The 22,001-nt window shown below is 57.4% G+C and carries 22 protein-coding genes and 1 pseudogene; 12 read left to right on the forward strand and 11 right to left on the reverse strand.

Features of this window, described 5'->3' with window-relative positions:
• Positions 1–28: 28 nt before the first annotated feature.
• Positions 29–178, reverse strand: a pseudogene (locus HMPREF3096_RS31695) (hypothetical protein); the annotation flags it as partial.
• Between the two features lie 3 nt (positions 179–181).
• A complete protein-coding gene (locus HMPREF3096_RS27880) occupies positions 182–550 on the reverse strand; it encodes a DUF3302 domain-containing protein (RefSeq protein ID WP_004152044.1) in 369 nt (122 codons plus the stop codon).
• Positions 551–1,088: 538 nt separating this feature from the next.
• On the opposite strand from HMPREF3096_RS27880, the gene mtlA reads away from it, so the two are divergent.
• From mtlA to mtlR, 3 genes are all read left to right on the forward strand, one after another.
• Positions 1,089–2,996 (forward strand): PTS mannitol transporter subunit IICBA, encoded by a 1,908-nt coding sequence (gene mtlA, locus HMPREF3096_RS27885; protein ID WP_004173919.1) that lies wholly within the window; start codon positions 1,089–1,091, stop codon positions 2,994–2,996.
• A gap of 102 nt (positions 2,997–3,098) precedes the next feature.
• Positions 3,099–4,247: a mannitol-1-phosphate 5-dehydrogenase gene (mtlD, locus tag HMPREF3096_RS27890; protein WP_008806863.1), complete on the forward strand. Its 1,149-nt coding sequence runs from the start codon at positions 3,099–3,101 to the stop codon at positions 4,245–4,247.
• Positions 4,247–4,843 (forward strand): mannitol operon repressor MtlR, encoded by a 597-nt coding sequence (gene mtlR, locus HMPREF3096_RS27895; protein ID WP_002922401.1) that lies wholly within the window; start codon positions 4,247–4,249, stop codon positions 4,841–4,843. The genes mtlD and mtlR overlap by 1 nt, the downstream gene beginning before the upstream one ends.
• On the opposite strand, the gene HMPREF3096_RS27900 is transcribed toward mtlR, so the two are convergent.
• A complete protein-coding gene (locus HMPREF3096_RS27900) occupies positions 4,832–5,056 on the reverse strand; it encodes a hypothetical protein (protein ID WP_012540317.1) in 225 nt (74 codons plus the stop codon). The two genes, mtlR and HMPREF3096_RS27900, sit on opposite strands and share 12 nt — an antisense overlap.
• A 272-nt stretch (positions 5,057–5,328) precedes the next feature.
• Here HMPREF3096_RS27900 and HMPREF3096_RS27905 point away from each other — a divergent pair, with 272 nt between their 5' ends.
• From HMPREF3096_RS27905 to trmL, 5 genes are all read left to right on the forward strand, one after another.
• Positions 5,329–5,691 carry a YibL family ribosome-associated protein gene (locus HMPREF3096_RS27905; RefSeq protein ID WP_008806861.1) on the forward strand — a complete coding sequence of 121 codons (363 nt, stop codon included), beginning with the start codon at positions 5,329–5,331 and terminating at the stop codon, positions 5,689–5,691.
• Positions 5,692–5,975: 284 nt separating this feature from the next.
• Positions 5,976–7,631 (forward strand): L-lactate permease, encoded by a 1,656-nt coding sequence (gene lldP / locus HMPREF3096_RS27910; protein ID WP_008806860.1) that lies wholly within the window; start codon positions 5,976–5,978, stop codon positions 7,629–7,631.
• Entirely contained in the window at positions 7,628–8,401 is a 774-nt protein-coding gene (gene lldR / locus HMPREF3096_RS27915) for a transcriptional regulator LldR (protein ID WP_008806859.1), read from the forward strand. The genes lldP and lldR overlap by 4 nt, the downstream gene beginning before the upstream one ends.
• Positions 8,401–9,585 carry an FMN-dependent L-lactate dehydrogenase LldD gene (lldD, locus tag HMPREF3096_RS27920; protein WP_008806858.1) on the forward strand — a complete coding sequence of 395 codons (1,185 nt, stop codon included), beginning with the start codon at positions 8,401–8,403 and terminating at the stop codon, positions 9,583–9,585. The genes lldR and lldD overlap by 1 nt, the downstream gene beginning before the upstream one ends.
• Before the next feature lie 251 nt (positions 9,586–9,836).
• Positions 9,837–10,310: a tRNA (uridine(34)/cytosine(34)/5-carboxymethylaminomethyluridine(34)-2'-O)-methyltransferase TrmL gene (gene trmL / locus HMPREF3096_RS27925; RefSeq protein ID WP_004205043.1), complete on the forward strand. Its 474-nt coding sequence runs from the start codon at positions 9,837–9,839 to the stop codon at positions 10,308–10,310.
• An 81-nt stretch (positions 10,311–10,391) separates the two neighbouring features.
• On the opposite strand, the gene cysE is transcribed toward trmL, so the two are convergent.
• From cysE to HMPREF3096_RS27950, 5 genes are all read right to left on the reverse strand, one after another.
• Entirely contained in the window at positions 10,392–11,213 is an 822-nt protein-coding gene (gene cysE, locus HMPREF3096_RS27930) for a serine O-acetyltransferase (protein ID WP_002922426.1), read from the reverse strand.
• A gap of 73 nt (positions 11,214–11,286) precedes the next feature.
• The gene (gene gpsA / locus HMPREF3096_RS27935; RefSeq protein ID WP_008806857.1) at positions 11,287–12,306 is read right to left on the reverse strand and encodes an NAD(P)H-dependent glycerol-3-phosphate dehydrogenase; all 1,020 of its coding nucleotides are present in this window, start codon (positions 12,304–12,306) and stop codon (positions 11,287–11,289) included.
• A complete protein-coding gene (gene secB, locus HMPREF3096_RS27940) occupies positions 12,306–12,773 on the reverse strand; it encodes a protein-export chaperone SecB (RefSeq protein WP_002922428.1) in 468 nt (155 codons plus the stop codon). Before secB ends, gpsA begins: the two co-directional genes overlap by 1 nt.
• 60 nt (positions 12,774–12,833) lie before the next feature.
• The gene (grxC, locus tag HMPREF3096_RS27945; RefSeq protein WP_008806856.1) at positions 12,834–13,085 is read right to left on the reverse strand and encodes a glutaredoxin 3; all 252 of its coding nucleotides are present in this window, start codon (positions 13,083–13,085) and stop codon (positions 12,834–12,836) included.
• A 104-nt stretch (positions 13,086–13,189) separates the two neighbouring features.
• Positions 13,190–13,621 (reverse strand): rhodanese-like domain-containing protein, encoded by a 432-nt coding sequence (locus tag HMPREF3096_RS27950; RefSeq protein WP_008806855.1) that lies wholly within the window; start codon positions 13,619–13,621, stop codon positions 13,190–13,192.
• A gap of 245 nt (positions 13,622–13,866) precedes the next feature.
• Here HMPREF3096_RS27950 and gpmM point away from each other — a divergent pair, with 245 nt between their 5' ends.
• Genes gpmM through HMPREF3096_RS27965 form a run of 3 tightly spaced genes read left to right on the forward strand, consistent with a single transcriptional unit; the run spans position 13,867 to position 17,652 of the window.
• Complete coding sequence (gpmM, locus tag HMPREF3096_RS27955; RefSeq protein WP_032731476.1) at positions 13,867–15,411, forward strand: 2,3-bisphosphoglycerate-independent phosphoglycerate mutase; 1,545 nt, start codon at positions 13,867–13,869, stop codon at positions 15,409–15,411.
• A gap of 9 nt (positions 15,412–15,420) precedes the next feature.
• The gene (envC, locus tag HMPREF3096_RS27960; RefSeq protein WP_008806853.1) at positions 15,421–16,692 is read left to right on the forward strand and encodes a murein hydrolase activator EnvC; all 1,272 of its coding nucleotides are present in this window, start codon (positions 15,421–15,423) and stop codon (positions 16,690–16,692) included.
• A 3-nt stretch (positions 16,693–16,695) separates the two neighbouring features.
• Positions 16,696–17,652 carry a divergent polysaccharide deacetylase family protein gene (locus tag HMPREF3096_RS27965; RefSeq protein ID WP_070544672.1) on the forward strand — a complete coding sequence of 319 codons (957 nt, stop codon included), beginning with the start codon at positions 16,696–16,698 and terminating at the stop codon, positions 17,650–17,652.
• Between the two features lie 5 nt (positions 17,653–17,657).
• Here the strand turns inward: HMPREF3096_RS27965 and HMPREF3096_RS27970 are convergent, their stop codons facing one another.
• The 3 genes from HMPREF3096_RS27970 to kbl all read right to left on the reverse strand — a co-directional run bounded on the left by HMPREF3096_RS27970 (position 17,658) and on the right by kbl (position 20,847).
• Entirely contained in the window at positions 17,658–18,446 is a 789-nt protein-coding gene (locus HMPREF3096_RS27970; protein WP_012540315.1) for a glycosyltransferase family 2 protein, read from the reverse strand.
• 169 nt (positions 18,447–18,615) lie between these two features.
• Complete coding sequence (tdh, locus tag HMPREF3096_RS27975; RefSeq protein WP_004205051.1) at positions 18,616–19,641, reverse strand: L-threonine 3-dehydrogenase; 1,026 nt, start codon at positions 19,639–19,641, stop codon at positions 18,616–18,618.
• Positions 19,642–19,653: 12 nt separating this feature from the next.
• The gene (gene kbl / locus HMPREF3096_RS27980) at positions 19,654–20,847 is read right to left on the reverse strand and encodes a glycine C-acetyltransferase (protein WP_008806850.1); all 1,194 of its coding nucleotides are present in this window, start codon (positions 20,845–20,847) and stop codon (positions 19,654–19,656) included.
• 213 nt (positions 20,848–21,060) lie between these two features.
• Between kbl and rfaD the strand changes: the two genes are divergently transcribed.
• Positions 21,061–21,993: an ADP-glyceromanno-heptose 6-epimerase gene (gene rfaD / locus HMPREF3096_RS27985; protein ID WP_008806849.1), complete on the forward strand. Its 933-nt coding sequence runs from the start codon at positions 21,061–21,063 to the stop codon at positions 21,991–21,993.
• The last annotated feature ends 8 nt before the right edge of the window (positions 21,994–22,001 follow it).

Here is a 22,001-nt window from a genome sequence, read left to right on the forward strand (position 1 = left end):
GAAAGACTTAGTTCTTAAGGTCCAGTCTATGATAGTTCATTAATAAAATAAGCGCGCTAACAATAAATACGCCCCCCAGCGCCGCGGTAGGTACCGTCCATTTATTTACCGGTATTTTGAAGATTTTAAATATCGACCAGGCGATGGCCACGTAGGTCAAAATTATCAACAGATCCATAGATTATTTCTCCGCCGCAGAGGTGGACTGCGGCCGCTGGATGGCCGCCACCTGGTGTTCAAGGTCGCTCAGTCGTTGGCGAAGCTGTTGTATATCGGTCTCTTTTTCAGGTTCGTCAGGGGCCGTATTCGCCTTATGCTGCATGCCCCAGCCGCGCTCAGGCTGGTACAACGTGGCCCAAATCCATAAAAACGGCCAGATGACGTGGAGAGTAAAAAGACTGACCCATCCGGCGACATGAATAGCATCGGAATGAGGGTGGTTGCGTTTTTTGGCGATCAAATAAGGAATATCGTGAATAATGATAATCCCATAAAAAATGACCAGAAAAACGAAGATCAGAACGCCCAGCGCAAAATAATTGAGAAACATAATTCCCTCGGCTTTACGCTAATAATTTATATGAATTTTATTCACGACCCACTGACATTCGGGCCGCTATTTTGAGCATAATTCACGCCTTTCATTTTTGCCATCCGGCGTAAAAAAGTTATTCGGCAGTTAAGGTTGCTTAGTTACAGAGCCATCTCGCCCTGGCCGCAAAACCGGGCCGAGATCACAGCGGCAAAAATCCACCGTGAAATTCTTTGTGATCAAAATCACAAACAAACAACAAAACCACGAAACAAAATTGTGACAAATATCACACAAAAAGGCAGATCAGCGGCTAAAAAGGCGCTGTGTTGTTTTTTTACACAGGAATTATGTGATCAGCATCACTACAAAAAGCGCTTTGCCCCCTATATTCATGTGATCCGTATCACACAAAAGGGCGCTGGCTGGACAGCTAAACGATTCAGTGCCAGATTTCGCACTATCAATCAGGGCCCGGCTACCTCTGCCGCCACATTAACAACAAACCTCGGGCTTTAAGCCTGCGCGATACGCAAAACAGAAGAAGGGGTGTTTTATGTCATCCGATATCAAGATCAAGGTGCAAAGCTTTGGTCGTTTCCTCAGCAATATGGTGATGCCGAATATCGGCGCGTTTATCGCGTGGGGTATCATCACCGCGCTTTTCATTCCGACAGGGTGGTTGCCAAACGAAACGCTGGCGAAGCTGGTCGGTCCGATGATCACCTACCTGCTGCCGCTGCTGATCGGTTACACCGGCGGTAAATTAGTCGGCGGCGAACGTGGTGGCGTGGTCGGGGCGATCACCACCATGGGCGTTATCGTCGGCGCGGATATGCCGATGTTCCTCGGCTCAATGATTGCCGGCCCGCTGGGCGGCTACTGCATCAAGAAGTTCGATAACTGGGTAGACGGTAAGATCAAATCCGGTTTTGAAATGCTGGTGAATAACTTCTCCGCTGGCATCATCGGGATGATCCTCGCCATTCTGGCCTTCCTCGGCATCGGCCCGGCGGTTGAAGTTCTGTCGAAAATTCTGGCAGCTGGCGTTAACTTTATGGTGGCGCACGACATGCTGCCGCTGGCGTCTATCTTCGTGGAACCGGCAAAAATCCTGTTCCTCAATAACGCCATTAACCACGGTATCTTCTCGCCGCTGGGTATTCAGCAGTCCCACGAGCTGGGTAAATCTATCTTCTTCCTGATTGAAGCTAACCCGGGTCCGGGGATGGGCGTTCTGCTGGCGTACATGTTCTTTGGTCGCGGCAGCGCAAAACAGTCAGCAGGCGGGGCGGCTATCATCCACTTCCTGGGGGGTATCCATGAAATCTACTTCCCGTACGTGCTGATGAACCCACGTCTGATCCTGGCCGTTATCCTCGGCGGGATGACCGGTGTCTTCACCCTGACCATCCTCAATGGCGGTCTGGTCTCTCCGGCTTCCCCAGGCTCTATCCTGGCGGTGCTGGCGATGACGCCGAAAGGCGCCTACTTCGCTAACATCGCCGCGATTATCGCAGCGATGGCGGTCTCCTTCGTGGTCTCTGCGGTTCTGCTGAAGACCAGCAAGGTAAAAGAAGAAGACGATATCGAAGCCGCAACGCGTCGTATGCATGACATGAAAGCGGAATCCAAAGGCGCCAGCCCGCTGGCGGCCGGTAATGTCACCAACGACCTGAGCCATGTGCGTAAAATCATCGTCGCCTGCGACGCCGGGATGGGTTCCAGCGCCATGGGCGCCGGGGTACTGCGCAAAAAAGTGCAGGATGCCGGACTGAGTAACATCTCGGTTACCAACAGCGCGATCAATAACCTGCCGCCGGATGTTGACCTGGTTATCACTCACCGTGACCTGACCGAGCGGGCGATGCGCCAGGTACCACAGGCGCAGCATATTTCGCTGACCAACTTCCTCGACAGCGGTCTGTACACCAGCCTGACTGAGCGTCTGGTCGCGGCCCAGCGCCACATCGAGAATGAAGTGAAAGTTACCGATAGCCTGAAAGACAGCTTTGATGATGGCGACAAAAACCTGTTCCAGTTGGGTGCGGATAACATCTTCCTCGGGCGCAAAGCAGCCACCAAAGAAGAAGCCATTCGCTTCGCCGGCGAGCAGCTGGTGAAAGGCGGCTACGTCGAGCCGGAATATGTGCAGGCGATGCTGGACCGCGAAAAACTGACCTCGACCTATCTCGGCGAGTCCATCGCGGTCCCGCACGGCACCATCGAAGCGAAAGACCGTGTGCTGAAAACCGGCGTCGTCTTCTGCCAGTACCCGGAAGGCGTGCGCTTCGGGGAAGATGAAGACGATGTCGCCCGCCTGGTGATCGGTATCGCGGCCCGCAACAACGAGCATATTCAGGTTATCACCAGCCTGACTAACGCCCTGGATGACGAAACCGTGATTGAGCGCCTGGCGAAAACCACCAGCGTCGACGAAGTTCTGGCACTGTTGAATAAATAACCAAAGCGGTCCATTCCCTCTCCCTTTGGGAGAGGGTTTGGGTGAGGGGAAAAGCCTCACCCCAGCCCTCTCAGGTAAAAACATTAATTGAAGGTTAATACTATGAAAGCATTACATTTTGGCGCAGGTAATATCGGACGTGGCTTTATCGGTAAATTGCTGGCCGACGCGGGCATTGAACTGACGTTCGCCGATGTCAATCAGACCGTACTTGATGCCCTGAATGCCCGTCATAGCTATCAGGTTCACGTCGTCGGTGAGAATGAGCAGGTGGATACTGTCTCCGGCGTCAATGCCGTCAGCAGCATCGGCGATGAGGTTGTGGACCTGATCGCTGAGGTGGATCTGGTCACCACCGCCGTCGGTCCCGTCGTACTTGAGCGCATCGCCCCAGCCATCGCCAAAGGGCTGGCGAAGCGCAAAGCGCAGGGCAGCGAACGTCCGCTGAACATTATCGCCTGCGAAAATATGGTGCGCGGCACCACGCAGTTAAAAGGCCACGTGTTTAACGCGCTGGCGGAAGAAGATAAAGCGTGGGTTGAAGCCCATATCGGCTTTGTCGACTCAGCCGTTGACCGTATTGTGCCGCCATCGGCTTCCGCCACCCATGACCCGCTGGAAGTCACCGTGGAAACCTTCAGCGAGTGGATTGTCGATAAGACGCAGTTCAAAGGAGCGCTGCCGACTATCCCGGGAATGGAATTAACTGATAACCTGATGGCATTTGTCGAACGCAAGCTCTTCACCTTGAACACCGGGCATGCTATAACCGCCTACCTCGGAAAACTGGCGGGCCACCAGACGATTCGCGACGCGATCCTCGACGAGAAAATTCGTGCCGTCGTGCAGGGCGCGATGGAAGAGAGCGGCGCGGTGCTGATCAAACGTTACGCCTTTGACCCGCAGAAACACGCGGCTTATATCCAGAAAATTCTTGGACGTTTCGAGAACCCGTACCTGAAAGACGATGTTGAGCGCGTTGGCCGTCAGCCGCTGCGCAAACTGAGCGCTGGCGACCGTTTAATTAAGCCGCTGCTGGGTACCCTGGAATACGGTCTGCCGCACCGCAACCTGGTGAAAGGGATTGCAGCGGCGATGCATTTCCGTAGCGAAGACGATCCGCAGGCGCAGGAGCTGGCGGCACTGATCGCCGACAAGGGGCCGCAGGCCGCGCTGGCGCAGATTTCCGGCCTGGATGCCGCAAGTGATGTCGTCGCGGAGGCCGTTAACGACTACAACGCGGAAAAATGATGCACAACCTGGCGCGACCAACGTCGCGCCCATTACGACTCCTGTCAGATATGCAGGCAATGATGGAAGAAACACAAGCATTTGAAAACCGTGTGCTTGAGCGTCTGAATGCTGGCAAAACCGTACGAAGCTTCCTGATCGCCACCGTCGAACTGTTAACGGAAGCGGTCAATATTCTGGTGCTTCAGGTGTTCCGTAAAGACGACTACGCGGTGAAATACGCCGTCGAGCCCTTGCTGGAGGGCAGCGGGCCGCTCGGCGATCTCTCTGTACGCCTGAAGCTGATTTATGGCCTTGGGGTGATAAGTCGTGCCGAATATGAAGACGCCGAACTGCTGATGGCCCTGCGCGAAGAGCTTAACCACGACGGCAATGAGTACAGCTTTACCGACGACGAAATTATCGGGCCGTTCGGCGAGCTGCACTGCGTCGCCGCCCTGCCGCCAACGCCGCAGTTTGATGATAGCGATGCCGAACTGCTGGCAATGCAGAAGCTGCGTTACCAGCAGATGGTGCGCTCAACAATGGTGTTGTCCCTGACTGAGCTGATTTCGCGAATCAGCTTAAAAAAAGCCTTCCAGAAATCAACGCTCTGACTCCGGCTCCGTCTGGTCGCAGGTCGGCCGGTAAAGCTGACGATAATATTCCAGACGCTGCAGAAACAACGCTTCCTTATCCTGGGGAATATCTCGCGGTATATGCTGCAGACGCGGAGATTTTTTCAAATACTCCATAAACGCCTGACTGGAAGCCATAAAATCAACCGCTTTATCGATTAAACGTGGTACGCCGTCGCCGATCTTTGCCATCACGTCCTCCTTTTGGGAATAATCTGATTAAGCATTAGCCAAATCACCGGCGCGGGTTAAGGAAAACGTGCTTATCTGCCGACGGGCTTCACAGAAATGAAATTAGAACGGGTATTAGGCGGAATATTAATAAAATTCAAATTATTAGCGATCGCTGGTATAGCATTCTGCGGGCGATAAACGGCGAATTTTTGATAAATAGCTATCAACAATGACGGTCACAGCACATACTATAGGCGAATGAAGCCCCTTTATTAACAGATTAAGTCATCATGAAAGAAGTCGAAAAAAATGAAATCAAGCGCCTGAGCGACCGTCTCGACGCCATCCGCCATCAGCAGGCCGAACTGTCGCTGGTGGAAGCCGCCGACAAATACGCCGAGCTGGAAAAAGAAAAAGCCACCCTGGAAGCGGAGATTGAACGTCTGCGTTCCGTCCAGAGCCAGAAGCTGAGCAAAGAGGCGCAAAAACTAATGAGCCTGCCGTTCCGCCGCGCGATCACCAAAAAAGAGCAGGCCGATATGGGCAAGCTGAAGAAAAGCGTTCGCGGTCTGGTGGTCGTCCATCCGATGACCGCCCTGGGCCGGGAAATGGGTCTGAAAGAGATGACCGGTTTCGCCCGCAGCGAATTCTGATCCCCTGCCCTCTCCGCCCGGAGAGGGTCATTCTGTCTTCACTTCCCACATTTTTACCCTCAGCCAGGTCGATTGGTCCTACCAATAATTTCATCTACCCCCCAGCAGTTCACAAATCCATCAAAATACATCACAAACACGTTGCTTAAGAGCAACATCTGATTAACCATTCGTTGTCATCAACCCTGATACCCTTAATTGGCCGGGCCAATTTTACCTACGATGGGATCGGCAATGAGCGCAGACTCAGCCCTCCTCTCCTGGCGGCCCGATGGAGACCCTGCATGAATCTCTGGCAACAAAACTACGATCCCGCCGGTAATATCTGGTTATCCAGTCTTATCGCATCGCTACCGATTCTGTTTTTCTTTTTTGCGCTGATTAAGCTCAAACTGAAAGGCTACCTCGCAGCCACCTGGACCGTCGCTATTGCGCTGGCCGTCGCCTTGCTGTTCTATAAAATGCCGGTGGACCGCGCCTTAGCCTCGGTGGTCTACGGCTTCTTCTACGGCCTGTGGCCTATCGCGTGGATTATTATCGCCGCGGTCTTCGTCTATAAAATCTCGGTGAAGACCGGGCAGTTCGACATCATCCGCTCATCGATTCTGTCGATTACGCCGGACCAGCGCCTGCAGATGCTGATCGTCGGCTTCTCGTTCGGCGCCTTTCTCGAAGGGGCGGCGGGTTTCGGCGCGCCGGTGGCGATTACCGCCGCGCTGCTGGTCGGCCTTGGGTTTAACCCGCTGTATGCGGCTGGCCTGTGCCTGATCGTCAACACCGCGCCGGTGGCCTTCGGCGCGATGGGCATCCCGATCCTGGTCGCCGGCCAGGTGACCGGTATCGACAGCTTTGCTATCGGCCAGATGGTGGGCCGTCAGCTGCCGTTCCTGACCATTATCGTCCTGTTCTGGATCATGGCCATCATGGATGGCTGGCGCGGCATCAAAGAGACCTGGCCGGCGGTGATGGTGGCAGGCGGTTCGTTCGCTATTGCCCAGTACCTCAGCTCTAACTTCCTTGGCCCGGAGCTGCCGGACATCATCTCGTCGCTGGTCTCCCTGGTCTGTCTGACCCTGTTCCTCAAACGCTGGCAGCCGGTACGCATCTTCCGCTTCGGCGATATCGGCGCCTCGCAGGTGGATATGACGCTGGCCCGCACCCGCTACACGGCGGGACAAGTGATCCGCGCCTGGTCGCCGTTCCTGTTCCTGACCGCCACCGTGACCCTGTGGAGCGTACCGCCGTTTAAAGCGCTGTTCGCACCGGGCGGCGCAATGTATGACTTCGTCATCAATATTTCGGTGCCGTTCCTCGACAAAATGGTTGCCCGTATGCCGCCGGTAGTTAGCGCCGCGACGCCATACGCCGCGGTGTATAAATTCGACTGGCTGTCGGCAACCGGCACCGCCATTCTGTTCGCCGCCCTGCTGTCCATCGTCTGGCTGCGCATGAAGCCAAAAGACGCGCTGACCACCTTCGCCGGGACGCTGAAGGATCTGGCGCTGCCGATCTACTCTATCGGCATGGTGCTGGCGTTCGCCTTTATCTCCAACTACTCCGGGCTGTCGTCGACCCTGGCCCTGGCGCTGGCGCATACCGGCCACGCGTTTACCTTCTTCTCGCCGTTCCTTGGCTGGCTGGGGGTATTCCTGACCGGTTCGGACACCTCGTCTAACGCCCTGTTCGCCGCACTGCAGGCAACGGCCGCGCAGCAGATTGGCGTCTCCGATATTCTGCTGGTCGCGGCCAACACCACCGGCGGTGTCACCGGCAAGATGATTTCCCCTCAGTCGATCGCCATCGCCTGCGCCGCGGTAGGCCTGGTGGGTAAAGAGTCGGATCTGTTCCGCTTTACCGTCAAACACAGCCTGATCTTCACCTGCATGGTGGGCCTGATCACCACGCTGCAGGCCTACGTTTTAACCTGGATGATCCCGTGATAGTGATGCCTAAACGCCTGGCCGACGACGTGGCGCGTCGCGTCCGGGCGCTGATTGAAGAACAACAGCTGGAGGCGGGCATGCGACTGCCCGCTGAACGCCAGCTCGCCGCCCAGCTCGGCGTCTCGCGCAATTCCCTGCGCGAAGCGCTGGCGATGCTGGTCAATGAAGGCGTGCTGCTGAGCCGTCGCGGCGGCGGCACCTTCGTCCGCTGGCAGCATGAACCGTGGTCGGAGCAAAACATCGTCCAGCCGCTGAAGACGCTGCTGGCCGATGACCCGGACTACAGCTTCGACATCCTCGAAGCCCGCCACGCCATCGAGGCCAGCACCGCGTGGCACGCAGCGATGCGGGCCACCGACGCCGATAAAGAAAAAATTCGTCTGTGCTTTGAAGCGACCCAGAGTGAAGATCCGGATATCGCCTCGCAGGCGGATGTCCGCTTCCATCTGGCCATCGCCGAAGCCTCGCATAACGTGGTGCTCCTGCAAACCATGCGCGGTTTTTTCGACCTGCTGCACTCCTCCGTTAAGCAGAGCCGCCAGCGCATGTATCTGGTGCCGCCGGTGTTTGCCCGCCTGACTGAACAGCACCAGGCCGTTATGGAGGCTATTGTTGCCGGTGACGCCGAGGCGGCGCGCCAGGCGATGATGGGCCACTTAGGTTTTGTCCACGCCACGATTAAACGTTTTGATGAAGACCAGGCCCGCCAGGCGCGAATTACCCGCCTGCCCGGTGACCACAATGAAAATTCCAGGGAGAACTCGTGATGATTATTTCCGCCGCCAGCGACTATCGCGCCGCCGCACAGCGTATCCTGCCGCCGTTTCTGTTCCACTATATCGACGGCGGCGCCTACGCCGAACATACCCTGCGCCGTAACGTCGAGGACCTGTCCGATGTGGCCTTGCGCCAGCGTATTTTGCGCAATATGTCGGATCTGAGTCTCGAGACCACTCTGTTCAATGAGAAGCTGGCGATGCCGACGGCGCTGGCGCCGGTCGGGCTGTGCGGCATGTACGCTCGCCGCGGCGAAGTGCAGGCCGCCGGCGCGGCGGACGACAAAGGCATTCCGTTCACCCTCTCTACCGTTTCCGTTTGCCCGATTGAAGAGGTCGCCCCGACCATCAAACGCCCGATGTGGTTCCAGTTATACGTCCTGCGCGACCGCGGCTTTATGCGCAATGCGCTGGAGCGCGCCAAGGCCGCCGGCTGCTCGACGCTGGTCTTTACCGTCGATATGCCGACCCCTGGCGCCCGCTACCGCGACGCCCATTCCGGCATGAGCGGCCCGAACGCCGCCCTGCGCCGCTACTGGCAGGCGGTGACTCATCCGCAGTGGGCGTGGGACGTCGGCCTTAACGGTCGCCCGCACGATCTGGGCAATATCTCCGCCTATCTCGGCCAACCGACCGGTCTGGAGGATTACATCGGCTGGCTGGCGAATAACTTCGATCCGTCGATTTCATGGAAAGACCTCGAGTGGATCCGCGATTTCTGGGACGGTCCGATGGTGATCAAAGGGATCCTCGATCCGGAGGACGCCCGCGACGCGGTGCGCTTCGGCGCTGACGGCATTGTGGTCTCTAACCACGGCGGCCGCCAGCTCGATGGCGTGCTCTCCTCGGCCCGCGCCCTGCCGGCCATTGCCGACGCGGTGAAAGGCGACATTACCATTCTCGCCGACAGCGGCATCCGCAATGGTCTCGATGTGGTGCGGATGATTGCCCTGGGCGCCGACAGCGTACTGCTGGGCCGCGCGTATCTGTACGCCCTGGCGACCCACGGTAAGCAGGGCGTGGCGAATCTGCTGAACCTGATCGAAAAAGAAATGAAAGTGGCGATGACCCTGACCGGGGCGAAAACCATCCGTGAAATCAGCCGTGATTCGCTGGTGCAGAACGCCGAAGCGCTGCAGACCTTCGATGCGCTCAAGCAGAATAACGCCGCGTAGGCGGCGGCGTCATTCTCTCCCCTCACCCTAACCCTCTCCCTCAGGGAGAGGGGACTGTCCGGCAGACAGGTTAGCGGCGGCGTTTCCCTGAGCCTCTGTCCACGAAAAGTATCGACTGATGGGTGAGTCCTTTACCCGCACCCTCCGATCCACCGACCGGCGCCGGTTTTCCCCCTCTCCCTCAGGGAGAGGGTCGGGGTGAGGGTTCGCCAAATATCTGCTATTCTGCCCCCCGCAATTAAGGGGGCAGTATGCTGAACATCGTGTTATTCGAACCAGAGATCCCGCCGAACACCGGGAATATTATCCGCCTGTGCGCCAACACGGGCTTCAGTCTGCATATCATTGAGCCGATGGGCTTTACCTGGGACGATAAACGCCTGAGACGCGCCGGACTGGACTATCACGAGTTCACTGCCGTGCAGCGCCATGCGGATTACGCGGCGTTTCTCGCCAGCGCGCAGCCACAGCGGTTGTTCGCCCTGACCACCAAAGGCACGCCGGCGCACAGCGCAGTGAGCTATCAGGATGGCGATTTCTTGATGTTTGGCCCGGAAACCCGCGGTCTGCCGGCCAGCATCCTCGATGCCCTGCCGCCAGAGCAGAAAATCCGTATTCCGATGATGCCGGACAGCCGCAGCATGAACCTGTCAAACGCGGTGTCGGTGGTGGTGTATGAAGCCTGGCGCCAGCTGGGGTATCCGGGCGCCGTGTTGCGCAGCTAACCTGAGCCATTCCCGGATGGCGGCGCACCGCGCCTTATCCGGGCTACATATCTGAGCTTAACAGCGGCAAATGGCAATACATCAAATCCCGTCGCCGTACTCGAAGGTGTGGTGGATGCCGTTGAAATGCTGATCCATGTCCATCGCCGGCTTGTCGCTCTCCGGCTTGCCAACGATGCGCGCCGGTACGCCCGCCGCGGTGGTGTGCGGCGGAACCGGCTGCAATACCACCGAACCGGCGCCAATCTTCGCCCCACGTCCCACTTCGATATTACCGAGGATCTTCGCCCCGGCGCCAATCATCACGCCTTCGCGAATTTTCGGGTGACGGTCGCCGCTGGTTTTACCGGTACCGCCGAGGGTGACCGACTGCAGGATAGAGACGTCATCTTCAATCACCGCCGTTTCGCCGACCACAATGCCGGTGGCGTGGTCGAGCATGATCCCGCGGCCGATTTTCGCCGCCGGGTGGATATCCACCTGGAAGGAGACGGAGACCTGATTTTGCAGGAAAATCGCCAGCGCACGTCGGCCCTGAGTCCACAGCCAGTGGCCGATACGGTAGGCCTGCAGCGCATGGAAACCCTTCAGGTAGAGCAGCGGCGTGGAGTATTTATCCACCGCCGGGTCGCGCGTGCGCACCGCCTGAATATCGCAGGCGGCGGAGGCGATCATTTCCGGATCGGCGGCATAGGCCTCTTCCACCACTTCGCGAATGGCGATCGCTGGCATAATCGGCGAGGCCAGCTTGTTGGCCAGCATATAGCTCAGCGCACTGCCCAGATTTTCATGCTTGAGTAGCGTAGCGTGGTAAAAACTGGCGAGCATCGGCTCACAGTCAGCCAGAGCCCGGGCTTCGGCTTTAATATTATTCCAGACGATATCCAGTTCTTCACACGGCATTGCATACTCCAGACGATATGATAATGACCTGCCAGTTCTGCGCTGGCAGGGTCATTCAGGTGACAAAGGAAAGCTAATTGCTGCTGCGCTCGTCCTTGCGGGCGCGACCCAATAAGGTCAATGCTGCCTCGCGCGCAATTTTTCCGCAATACAATACCTGATAAATTTCCTCGGTTATTGGCATTTCGACACCTAAACGCTGTGCCAGAACGCGAACCTCCTTGGTATTGCGGTAGCCTTCGACCACCTGGCCAATCTTGTCCTGGGCGCTCTGCACGTCCATACCCTGGCCGAGCATCATGCCGAAGCGACGGTTACGGGACTGGTTGTCGGTGCAGGTGAGCACCAGGTCACCGAGGCCGGCCATGCCCATAAAGGTTTCCGGATCGGCGCCCAGCGCCGCGCCGAGACGGGACATTTCCACCAGCCCACGGGTAATCAGCGCCGTACGCGCATTGGCGCCGAAGCCGATGCCATCCGACATACCGGCCCCGATGGCAATGACGTTTTTCACCGCGCCGCCGAGCTGCACGCCGATAAAGTCCGGATTGATGTAGACGCGGAAACTTTTGCCGCAGTGCAGCAGGTGCTGCAGATCCTCGGCAAACTGCGGATCCGTCGCTGCCAGCGAAATCGCCGTCGGCAGACCGGCGGCCAGCTCTTTGGCGAAGGTTGGTCCCGAGATCACCGCCAGCGGGATATCATCGCCCAGCGCCTCACGCGCCACGTCCTGCAGCAGGCGGCCGGTTTCAGCCTCGAGGCCTTTGGTCGCCCACACCAGACGTGCGTCGGGACGCATCAGCGGTTTAATCTGACGTAATACCTGGCCGAACACATGGCTTGGCACCACGACAAGGATGTCGCGGCTGGCGGCCAGCGCGGTGGCCAGGTCGCTCTCAAGATGCAGCGTATCCGGGAAAGGCACATCGGGAAGGAACGCGGCGTTGCAGCGATCGTGTTGCAGCGTCGCGATATGTTTCGGGTCATGGCCCCAGAGCACAACGTGGTGGCCATTTCTTGCCAGGGTGATGGCAAGAGCGGTGCCGTAAGAGCCGGCACCGATCACAGTCATTGCAGCATTAAGTGCGTTCATCAGGCATCCTGATGTTGTTCAGCACCTTCGCCAGCCTGCTGCTGCAGATAGTTCATAAACAGCGCGTCGAAGTTCACTGGCGCAAGGTTAAGTTGCGGGAAGGTGCCGCGGGAAACCAGGCTGGTGATGCACTCACGCGCGTACGGGAACAGAATGTTCGGGCAGTATGCGCCGAGGCAGTGCGCCATCTGGGTGCCTTCGATGCCGTCGATGGAGAAAATACCGCCCTGCTGTACTTCACAGAGGAACGCGGTTTCTTCGCCCAGCGCGGCGGTCACGGTCACACGCAGCACCACTTCATAAACGCCTTCAGCCAGCTGGGTGGAGGCGGTATCCAGATCAAGTTTAACTTCCGGCTGCCAGTCTTTCTGGAAAACTTGCGGCGCGTTCGGCGCTTCAAAAGAGATATCTTTGGTATAGATACGCTGGATCTGGAAGGTCATTTCGGTGCTGTTTTGTTCTGACATAGTAAAACCCTTTCGTGTTGTCCTTAAATACGCGCTTCCGCCAGGGAAAGCGCGCAAAAATTAGCGCAAGAGGGGATCAAGTCCACCACGTGAATCAAGCGCATACAAGTCGTCACAGCCGCCAATGTGCTGCGCATCAATAAAAATCTGCGGAACCGTCGTCCGTCCGCTGCGCTGGATCATCTCCTCACGCTTCGCGGCATCGCCATCGATCGGCAACTCATGGAACGTTACGCCTTTGCTGTTCAACAGCGCTTTCGCGCGTACGCAGAACGGGCAGGTCGCTTTGGTGTAGATCTCAATATTGGCCATGACTTTACTCCTGTTTTTACCCTGGGGTTTTACGCCGCAGCCTGAGCTTCCCCTTACGTCAGGCATGAAGGGGAAAGCGCGGCGGCATTACCACGCGAGGTAAGTTATTTGCCGCGTACCAGAGGAAGGTTTTCGCCGCTCCAGCCTGCGATGCCCTCTTTCAGTACAAAGACTTTTTCAAACCCGGCTTTGTTCAGCGCGCTGGCTGGCTCTTGCGCCTGCATGCCGGAACCGTCTACCACAATAATGGGTTGCGATTTGTGTTTTTCCAACTCGCCGACGTTATTGGCTTTGATATCGGCAGGCAGCAGGTTGATGGCGCCGGCAATATGGCCTTTACGGAAATCGTCACGCTGACGCAGGTCGACCACCACCGCATCTTCTTTATTGATAAGACGCGTCGCTTCACCACGGGTGATGACTTTAACTTTCGACATCAACCCTTTAAAGGTGGTGAACAGTACCGCACCCAGCAGCGCGATCCACGCGATGCTCAGGACCGGGTGACGGCCGATGAATTGCATAATTTCTTGCATGGGGGGTTACAACTCCCGACTAAGTGATAAAAAACCAGGGAAGGAGTATACCTGTGCATTGCGGCAAATACAGCCAGTGAGCGCGATGTAATGTATTTTCTGCGGGCGGTCACGAAAAAAAAGCCGCCTTCATCATCGCCTCTGACGCCGCCCCTTCCCTTTCTTTGATCTTTCACGGGGATTTAAACGATTCAGCTGTAGTAAAATTACGCAAAATTTCTGTCTTTGAGCATGAGGTTGTCGCAATGTCGGTTTCTAAAAAACCTATGGTACTGGTGATTCTGGATGGCTACGGCTATCGCGAAGACCAACAGGATAACGCCATTTACAGCGCTAAAACGCCGGTAATGGACGCCCTGTGGGCCAAACGTCCGCATACCCTGATCGATGCATCTGGCCTGGAAGTCGGCCTGCCGGACCGTCAGATGGGGAACTCCGAAGTAGGCCACGTCAACCTGGGCGCCGGTCGTATCGTCTACCAGGACCTGACCCGTCTCGATGTTGAAATTAAAGAACGCACCTTCTTCGCCAACCCGGTACTCACCGCCGCGGTCGACAAAGCGGTTGCCGCCGGTAAAGCGGTCCACATCATGGGCCTGATGTCTCCGGGCGGCGTCCACAGCCACGAAGATCACATCATGGCGATGGTGGAGCTGGCAGTAGAGCGCGGCGCTGAGAAAATCTATCTGCACGCCTTCCTTGATGGCCGTGATACGCCGCCGCGCAGCGCGGAAAAAACGCTGGCGACATTCGAAGCCAAATTTGCCGCGCTGGGCAAAGGCCGCATCGCGTCTATTATTGGCCGCTACTATGCCATGGATCGCGATAACCGCTGGGATCGCGTGGAACAAGCTTATGATCTGATGACCCTGGCGAAAGGCGAATTCCAGGCCGATACCGCCGTCGCGGGTCTGCAGGCCGCCTACGCCCGTGACGAAAACGACGAATTCGTCAAAGCCACCGTTATCCGCGCCGCCGGCCAGGCCGATGCCGCGATGGAAGACGGCGACGCGCTGATCTTCATGAACTTCCGTGCTGACCGCGCGCGTGAAATCACCCGCGCCTTCGTCAACGCCGACTTCGACGGCTTCGCGCGTAAGAAAGTGGTTAACCTCGACTTCGTGATGCTCACCGAATACGCCGCCGACATCAAAGTCGCTTGCGCTTATCCGCCCGCCTCACTGGCTAACACCTTCGGCGAGTGGATGGCGAAGCACGATAAAACCCAGCTGCGCATCTCCGAAACCGAGAAATACGCTCACGTGACTTTCTTCTTCAACGGCGGCGTAGAAGAGCCGTTTAAAGGCGAAGAGCGTATTCTGATTAACTCACCAAAAGTGGCAACCTACGATCTGCAGCCAGAAATGAGCTCCGCCGAGCTGACCGAGAAACTGGTCGCCGCCATCAAAGGTGGCAAATACGACACCATCATCTGTAACTACCCGAACGGCGATATGGTTGGCCATACCGGGGTGATGGAAGCGGCAGTGAAAGCGGTTGAAGCGCTGGATCACTGCATCGACCAGGTGACTCAGGCGGTGGAATCCGTTGGCGGCCAGTTGCTGATCACCGCCGACCACGGCAACGCCGAGCAGATGCGCGACCCGGCCACCGGTCAGGCGCACACCGCCCATACCAACCTGCCGGTTCCGCTGATCTACGTCGGTAACAAAGCGGTCAAAGCGGTCAATGGCGGTAAACTTTCCGACATCGCCCCGACCATGCTGTCGCTGATGGGAATGGAAATCCCGCAAGAGATGACTGGCAAGCCGCTGTTCATCGTGGAATAATCCTTCCCCATGAGGGGAAAGGCGACGTATTCAACTACATGGATCGCAACGGCAGTTCGATCCGTCCTTTACGCCAGCGCGCTCAGCGCTGGCGTATTGCTGTGCGCGTCATCTGCGCACGCCGACGATCGCGATCAGCTAAAGTCCATCCAGGCCGACATCGCCGCCAGGCAGCGGGCGATTAAGCAACAGCAGCAGCAGCGCGCAAGCCTGCTCGCCCAGCTCAAAGCGCAGGAAGAGGCGATCGCCGCCGCGGCCCGCAAACTGCGTGAAACCCAGGACAGCCTGAACCAGCTCAATAAGCAGATTGACGAGATGAACGCTTCTCTCGCGAAGCTGGAGCGTCAGCGCGCGTCTCAGGAGCGTAACCTCGCTGCGCAGCTTGACGCCGCGTTCCGCCAGGGGCCGCATACCGGCATCCAGATGGTGCTGAGCGGTGAAGAGGGCCAGCGCAATCAGCGGATGCAGGTCTACTTCAGCTATTTCAACCAGGCCCGTCAGGAGACTATCGCGGAGCTGAAGAAAACGCGCGAAGAGATGGCGGTGCAAAAGTCGATGCTCGAAGAGAAGCAGAGCCAGCAGCAGACGCTGGTCTACGAGCAAAAAGCCCAGCAGGCGAAGCTGGAGCAGGCGCGTAACGAACGGAAAAAGACCCTTTCCGGTCTGGAGTCCGCCATTCAGCAGGGTCAGCAACAGTTAAGTGAATTGCGGGCTAACGAATCGCGCCTACGCGGTCGTATCGCCCAGGCGGAGGCTGCCGCCAAAGCCCGAGCCGATCGGGAAGCTCGCGATGCGCAGGCGGTGCGCGACCGCCAGCAGGAAGCATCGCGCAAAGGCACCACCTATAAACCAACGGAAAGCGAGCGTTCGCTGATGTCACGCACCGGCGGGCTGGGCTCGCCGCGCGGCCAGGCGTTCTGGCCGGTTCGCGGTCCGCTCCTTCATCGATATGGCGAACAGCTGCAAGGTGAACTACGTTGGAAAGGGATGGTTATCGCCGCGTCTGAAGGCACCGAAGTCAGAGCCATTGCCGATGGTCGGGTCATTCTGGCCGACTGGCTGCAGGGCTATGGTCTGGTGGTGGTGGTCGAACATGGCAAAGGCGACATGAGCCTGTATGGCTATAACCAAAGCGCGCTGGTCAGCGTCGGTACGCAGGTTCGTGCCGGTCAGCCTATCGCGCTCGTAGGCAGCAGCGGCGGTCAGGGCCGTCCGTCGCTCTATTTCGAAATTCGCCGCCAGGGTCAGGCGGTCAATCCACAGCCGTGGTTGGGAAGATAAGTTTTGCTTCAATTTCGCGCAATTGCTCTTGCCGTAGCCGGTTCGCTGGCTCTGGCGGCGCCAGCGTTCGCTGGCAAACTCTCCATCGTTATTGACGATTTTGGCTACCGCCCGCAGACCGAGAATCAGGTGCTGGCGCTGCCGTCAACTATCTCCGTCGCCGTGCTGCCGAACGCGCCGCACGCCCGGGAAATGGCCACGAAAGCGCATAATCTGGGCCATGAAGTGCTCACCCACCTGCCGATGGCGCCGCTCAGCAAACAGCCGCTGGAAAAAGACACCCTGCGTCCCGAAATGAGCAGCGAGGAGATCGAGCGCATCATTCGCGAGGCTTACGGCAAAGTTCCCTACGCCGTCGGGCTGAATAACCATATGGGCAGCGCGATGACCTCCAACCTGTTTGGTATGCAGAAGGTGATGCAGGCCCTGGAGCGCTACAATCTCTATTTTCTCGATAGCGTCACCATCGGCAACACCCAGGCCATGCGCGCCGCGCAGGGCACCGGGGTGAAGGTGATTAAGCGCAAGGTGTTTCTTGACGATACGCAGAATGAAGCCGATATCCGCACCCAGTTCAATCGCGCCATCGCCCTGGCGCGGCGCAACGGTTCGGCAATAGCCATTGGCCATCCGCATCCGACGACGGTGCGGGTGCTGCAGCAGATGGTCTATAACCTGCCGCAGGATATCACGCTGGTGCGCCCGAGCAGCCTGCTCAACGAGCCACAGGTCGACAACTCGACGCCAAACTACGCTCAGCCGCCCGCGCAACAAACGCCGCCGCAGCAGCAGAAGCCGCGTAATCCGTTCCACGGTGTGAAGTATTGCAAGCCGAAGCGCCCGCTGGAGCCCGTGAACGCCAGCCGCTTCTTCACTATCCTCAGCGACAGCATCAGCCAGAGCGCGCTGGTCCAGTACTATCGCCTCAAATGGCAAGGCTGGGACAATCCCGGCAACTAGACCACTCAGGGGTCCGTTCGCTTTTGCGCGACGGGCGCCTGGTTATCTTCGTGGGCGTACCACGCCTTAAAATATTTGAGAAAGCTGTAAAACGTGGCGTACAGGCCGGTGACCACGCCGACTTTGCCATAGCGCCACGCTCCGCTAAAGAGATACCACTTAAAGAAAGCGCCAATGGCGCTGACGATCCCCCGCGTCAGCGAAGGTTTGATCTGCTGGTACTTCACCAGCCGGGTGGTATAGCTGTTTAGCTTATTAAACACTTCATGCAGCGAATAAAAGGTGTCATGGCGTACAAAGCCCGGCAGCCTGACGGAGCGTGCGTGTCCGACCACCTGGTCATCCACCGGCCGGTCGTTAAACCGCGCCTGCTGGCGGTTAAAGAGACGCACCGGGTAATCCGGCGAAGAAATAGGGTAGATCGTTCGCACCTGCGTGCCGAGCACAAACCAGTAGCGCGGCAGACGCCAGGCGCAGGTTGGGTCCGGCTCCTCCCCCGCTTTTAGCGCCTGAATGGCCGCCACTACGTCATTATCAAGAATCTCATCGCTATCCATACACAGCACCCAGTCATGGCTGGCCAGCCCGATGGCGTAGTTCATCTGGGCGCCGTGGGCTTTATAGGCATGATGATGGACGGTGAGGCCAAACTGCTGACAAATAGAGACCGTTTCGTCGGTGCTGCCGGAGTCGACGACGATACATTCATCGGCCACCTTCAGCAGCGGCGGCAGCACCTCCATCAGCAGGCGCGCAGAGTTACAGGTCAGTAAGCATACGGAGAGTTTAAGCATGATAGTTACAAAGTTAAACCGCGACTAAACACACTGTATAAGCGAATAACCGTAAAATCGATGTAGAAATTGTGCGCTTAATATTAAGCAGGCTAAAAATGTTATCCAAATCTAAATTAAGGCGCCCGCAGGCGCCTTTTTTGCTGATTTTTACAACAGCCCGGAGGCGTTATTCCCAGCTCAGAACCACTTTACCGGACTGGCCGGAGCGCATCGCGTCAAAACCTTTCTGGAAATCATCAATGCCGAAGCGGTGGGTGATGATCGGTGAAAGGTCCAGACCAGACTGGATCAGCGCCGCCATTTTGTACCAGGTTTCGAACATTTCGCGACCATAGATCCCTTTAATAAACAGCCCTTTGAAGATGACCTTGGTCCAGTCGATGGACATATCCGACGGCGGGATACCCAGCATCGCGATACGGCCGCCGTGGTTCATGGTATCGAGCATGCTGCGAAACGCCGGCGGCGCGCCGGACATCTCCAGGCCCACGTCGAAACCTTCGGTCATGCCCAGCTCGGCCATCACGTCGTTGAGGTTCTCTTTCGCCACGTTCACCGCGCGGGTGACGCCCATTTTGCGCGCCAGCTCCAGACGGTACTCGTTGACGTCGGTGATCACCACGTTACGCGCGCCGACGTGTTTCGCCACCGCCGCCGCCATCACGCCGATCGGACCGGCGCCGGAAACCAGTACATCTTCCCCGACCAGATCGAAGGAGAGCGCGGTGTGCACCGCGTTGCCGAACGGGTCGAAGATAGACGCCAGGTCATCAGAGATATTGTCGGGGATTTTAAAGGCGTTAAAAGCCGGGATCACCAGATACTCGGCAAAGCAGCCCGGGCGGTTGACGCCCACGCCGATGGTGTTGCGGCACAAATGGGTGCGGCCCGCGCGGCAGTTGCGGCAGTGGCCGCAGGTGATATGCCCTTCGCCGGAGACGCGGTCGCCAATCTTAAAGCCGCGCACTTCCTGACCAATCCCCACCACTTCGCCGACGTATTCGTGACCGACCACCATCGGCACCGGAATGGTCTTCTGCGACCACTCATCCCAGTTGTAGATGTGCACGTCGGTTCCGCAAATAGCAGTCTTGCGGATTTTAATCAGCAGATCGTTATGGCCGACTTCCGGTTCCGGTACGTCGGTCATCCAGATGCCTTCTTCCGCTTTCAGTTTGGATAACGCTTTCATCTCACACCCTTATTAGGCGATGACGCCCAGTTGTTTGCCGATGCGGGTAAAGGCTTCCACCGCACGCTCAATTTGTTCAGGGGTATGCGCCGCCGACATCTGGGTGCGAATACGCGCCTGGCCTTTCGGTACCACCGGATAGAAGAAGCCGGTGACATAGATCCCTTCTTTCTGCAGCTCGCGGGCAAAGTTCTGCGCCACCACCGCTTCACCCAGCATCACCGGAATGATGGCGTGGTCGGCGCCCGCCAGCGTGAAACCTGCCGCGGTCATTTTTTCGCGGAACAGACGCGCGTTAGCCCACAGCCGATCGCGCAGGTCTGCCCCCTCTTCAACCATCTCCAGCACTTTGATGGAGGCGGCCACAATGGCCGGCGCCAGAGAGTTGGAGAACAGATACGGACGGGAACGCTGGCGCAGCCACTCAACCACCTCTTTGCGTGCGGCGGTGTAGCCCCCGGAGGCGCCGCCCAGCGCTTTACCCAGCGTGCCGGTGATGATGTCGACGCGACCCATCACGTCGCAATATTCATGAGAGCCGCGGCCGTTTTCGCCGACGAAGCCGACGGCGTGGGAGTCATCGACCATCACCAACGCATCGTATTTATCCGCCAGGTCGCAAACGCCTTTCAGGTTGGCGATCACGCCATCCATCGAGAAGACGCCATCGGTGGCGATCAGCACGTGACGCGCGCCGGCCTCGCGCGCTTCTTTCAGACACGCTTCCAGCTCCTGCATGTCGTTGTTGGCATAGCGGAAGCGCTTCGCTTTACACAGGCGCACGCCGTCGATGATCGAGGCATGGTTCAGGGCGTCGGAGATAATGGCGTCTTCCGGCCCGAGCAGCGTTTCAAACAGGCCGCCGTTGGCGTCAAAGCAGGAGGAGTAGAGGATCGCGTCTTCCATACCGAGGAAATCGGCCAGCTTCTTCTCCAGCTGCTTATGCGTGTCCTGGGTACCGCAGATGAAGCGCACCGAGGCCATCCCGAAGCCGTGGCTGTCCATACCGGATTTCGCTGCGGCAATCAGTTCCGGGTGGTTCGCCAGACCCAGATAGTTATTGGCGCAGAAGTTAATCACATGGCTGTCGCCGACGGTAATGTCCGCCTGCTGCGCCGAGGTGATGATCCGCTCTTCTTTGAACAAGCCTTCGGCCCGAGCGGTTTCCAGATTACTCGTTAACTGTTTGTAGAAATCACCACGCATTGCAACTCTCCAGATTCGGCAAAATTTGGCACATATTACCCAAAGCTATACGCTGATACGAGATGATGCAGGCCTGAATGAATTATTTGCAGCATAAATCACGTCAGCCCAGCACCTTATTCTGCGAATGGCTGTAGGCTTGCTCATGTGGTGATATGATATGAGCATTCATGCCCGGATTGTCTTCGGGCTCCCAACTTCAAAGGTACAGTTATGATCATCGTTACCGGCGGCGCAGGCTTTATCGGCAGCAACATCGTTAAAGCGCTGAATGACAAAGGCATCACCGACATTCTGGTTGTCGACAATCTGAAAGACGGCACCAAGTTTGTGAATCTGGTTGACCTGAACATCGCTGACTACATGGATAAAGAAGACTTTCTGATCCAGATAATGGCGGGTGAAGAGTTCGGTGAAATCGAAGCGATCTTCCACGAAGGCGCGTGCTCTTCCACCACAGAGTGGGATGGCAAGTACATGATGGATAACAACTATCAGTACTCTAAAGAGCTGCTGCACTACTGCCTGGAGCGTGAAATCCCGTTCCTGTACGCCTCTTCCGCCGCCACCTACGGCGGGCGCACCAGCGACTTCATCGAGTCCCGTGAGTACGAACAGCCGCTGAACGTCTACGGCTACTCCAAATTCCTGTTCGACGAATACGTCCGCCAGATCCTGCCGGAAGCCAATTCGCAGATCGTCGGCTTCCGCTACTTCAACGTCTACGGGCCGCGCGAAGGCCACAAAGGCAGCATGGCGAGCGTCGCTTTCCACCTCAACACCCAGCTGAATAATGGCGAAAGTCCGAAACTGTTCGAAGGCAGCGACGGCTTCAAGCGCGACTTCGTCTACGTGGGCGACGTGGCAGACGTCAACCTGTGGTTCTGGGAAAACGGCGTGTCCGGGATCTTCAACCTTGGCACCGGCCGCGCGGAATCCTTCCAGGCGGTTGCCGATGCGACCCTGGCTTTCCATAAAAAAGGCAGCATTGAGTACATCCCGTTCCCGGACAAACTGAAAGGCCGCTACCAGGCATTCACCCAGGCCGATCTGACTAACCTGCGCAAAGCGGGCTATGACAAACCGTTCAAAACCGTTGCCGAAGGCGTAACGGAATATATGGCCTGGCTGAATCGGGATGCGTAAGAGATAAC

The organism is Klebsiella sp. HMSC25G12 (assembly GCF_001807705.1).
Lineage (GTDB): Bacteria > Pseudomonadota > Gammaproteobacteria > Enterobacterales > Enterobacteriaceae > Klebsiella > Klebsiella variicola.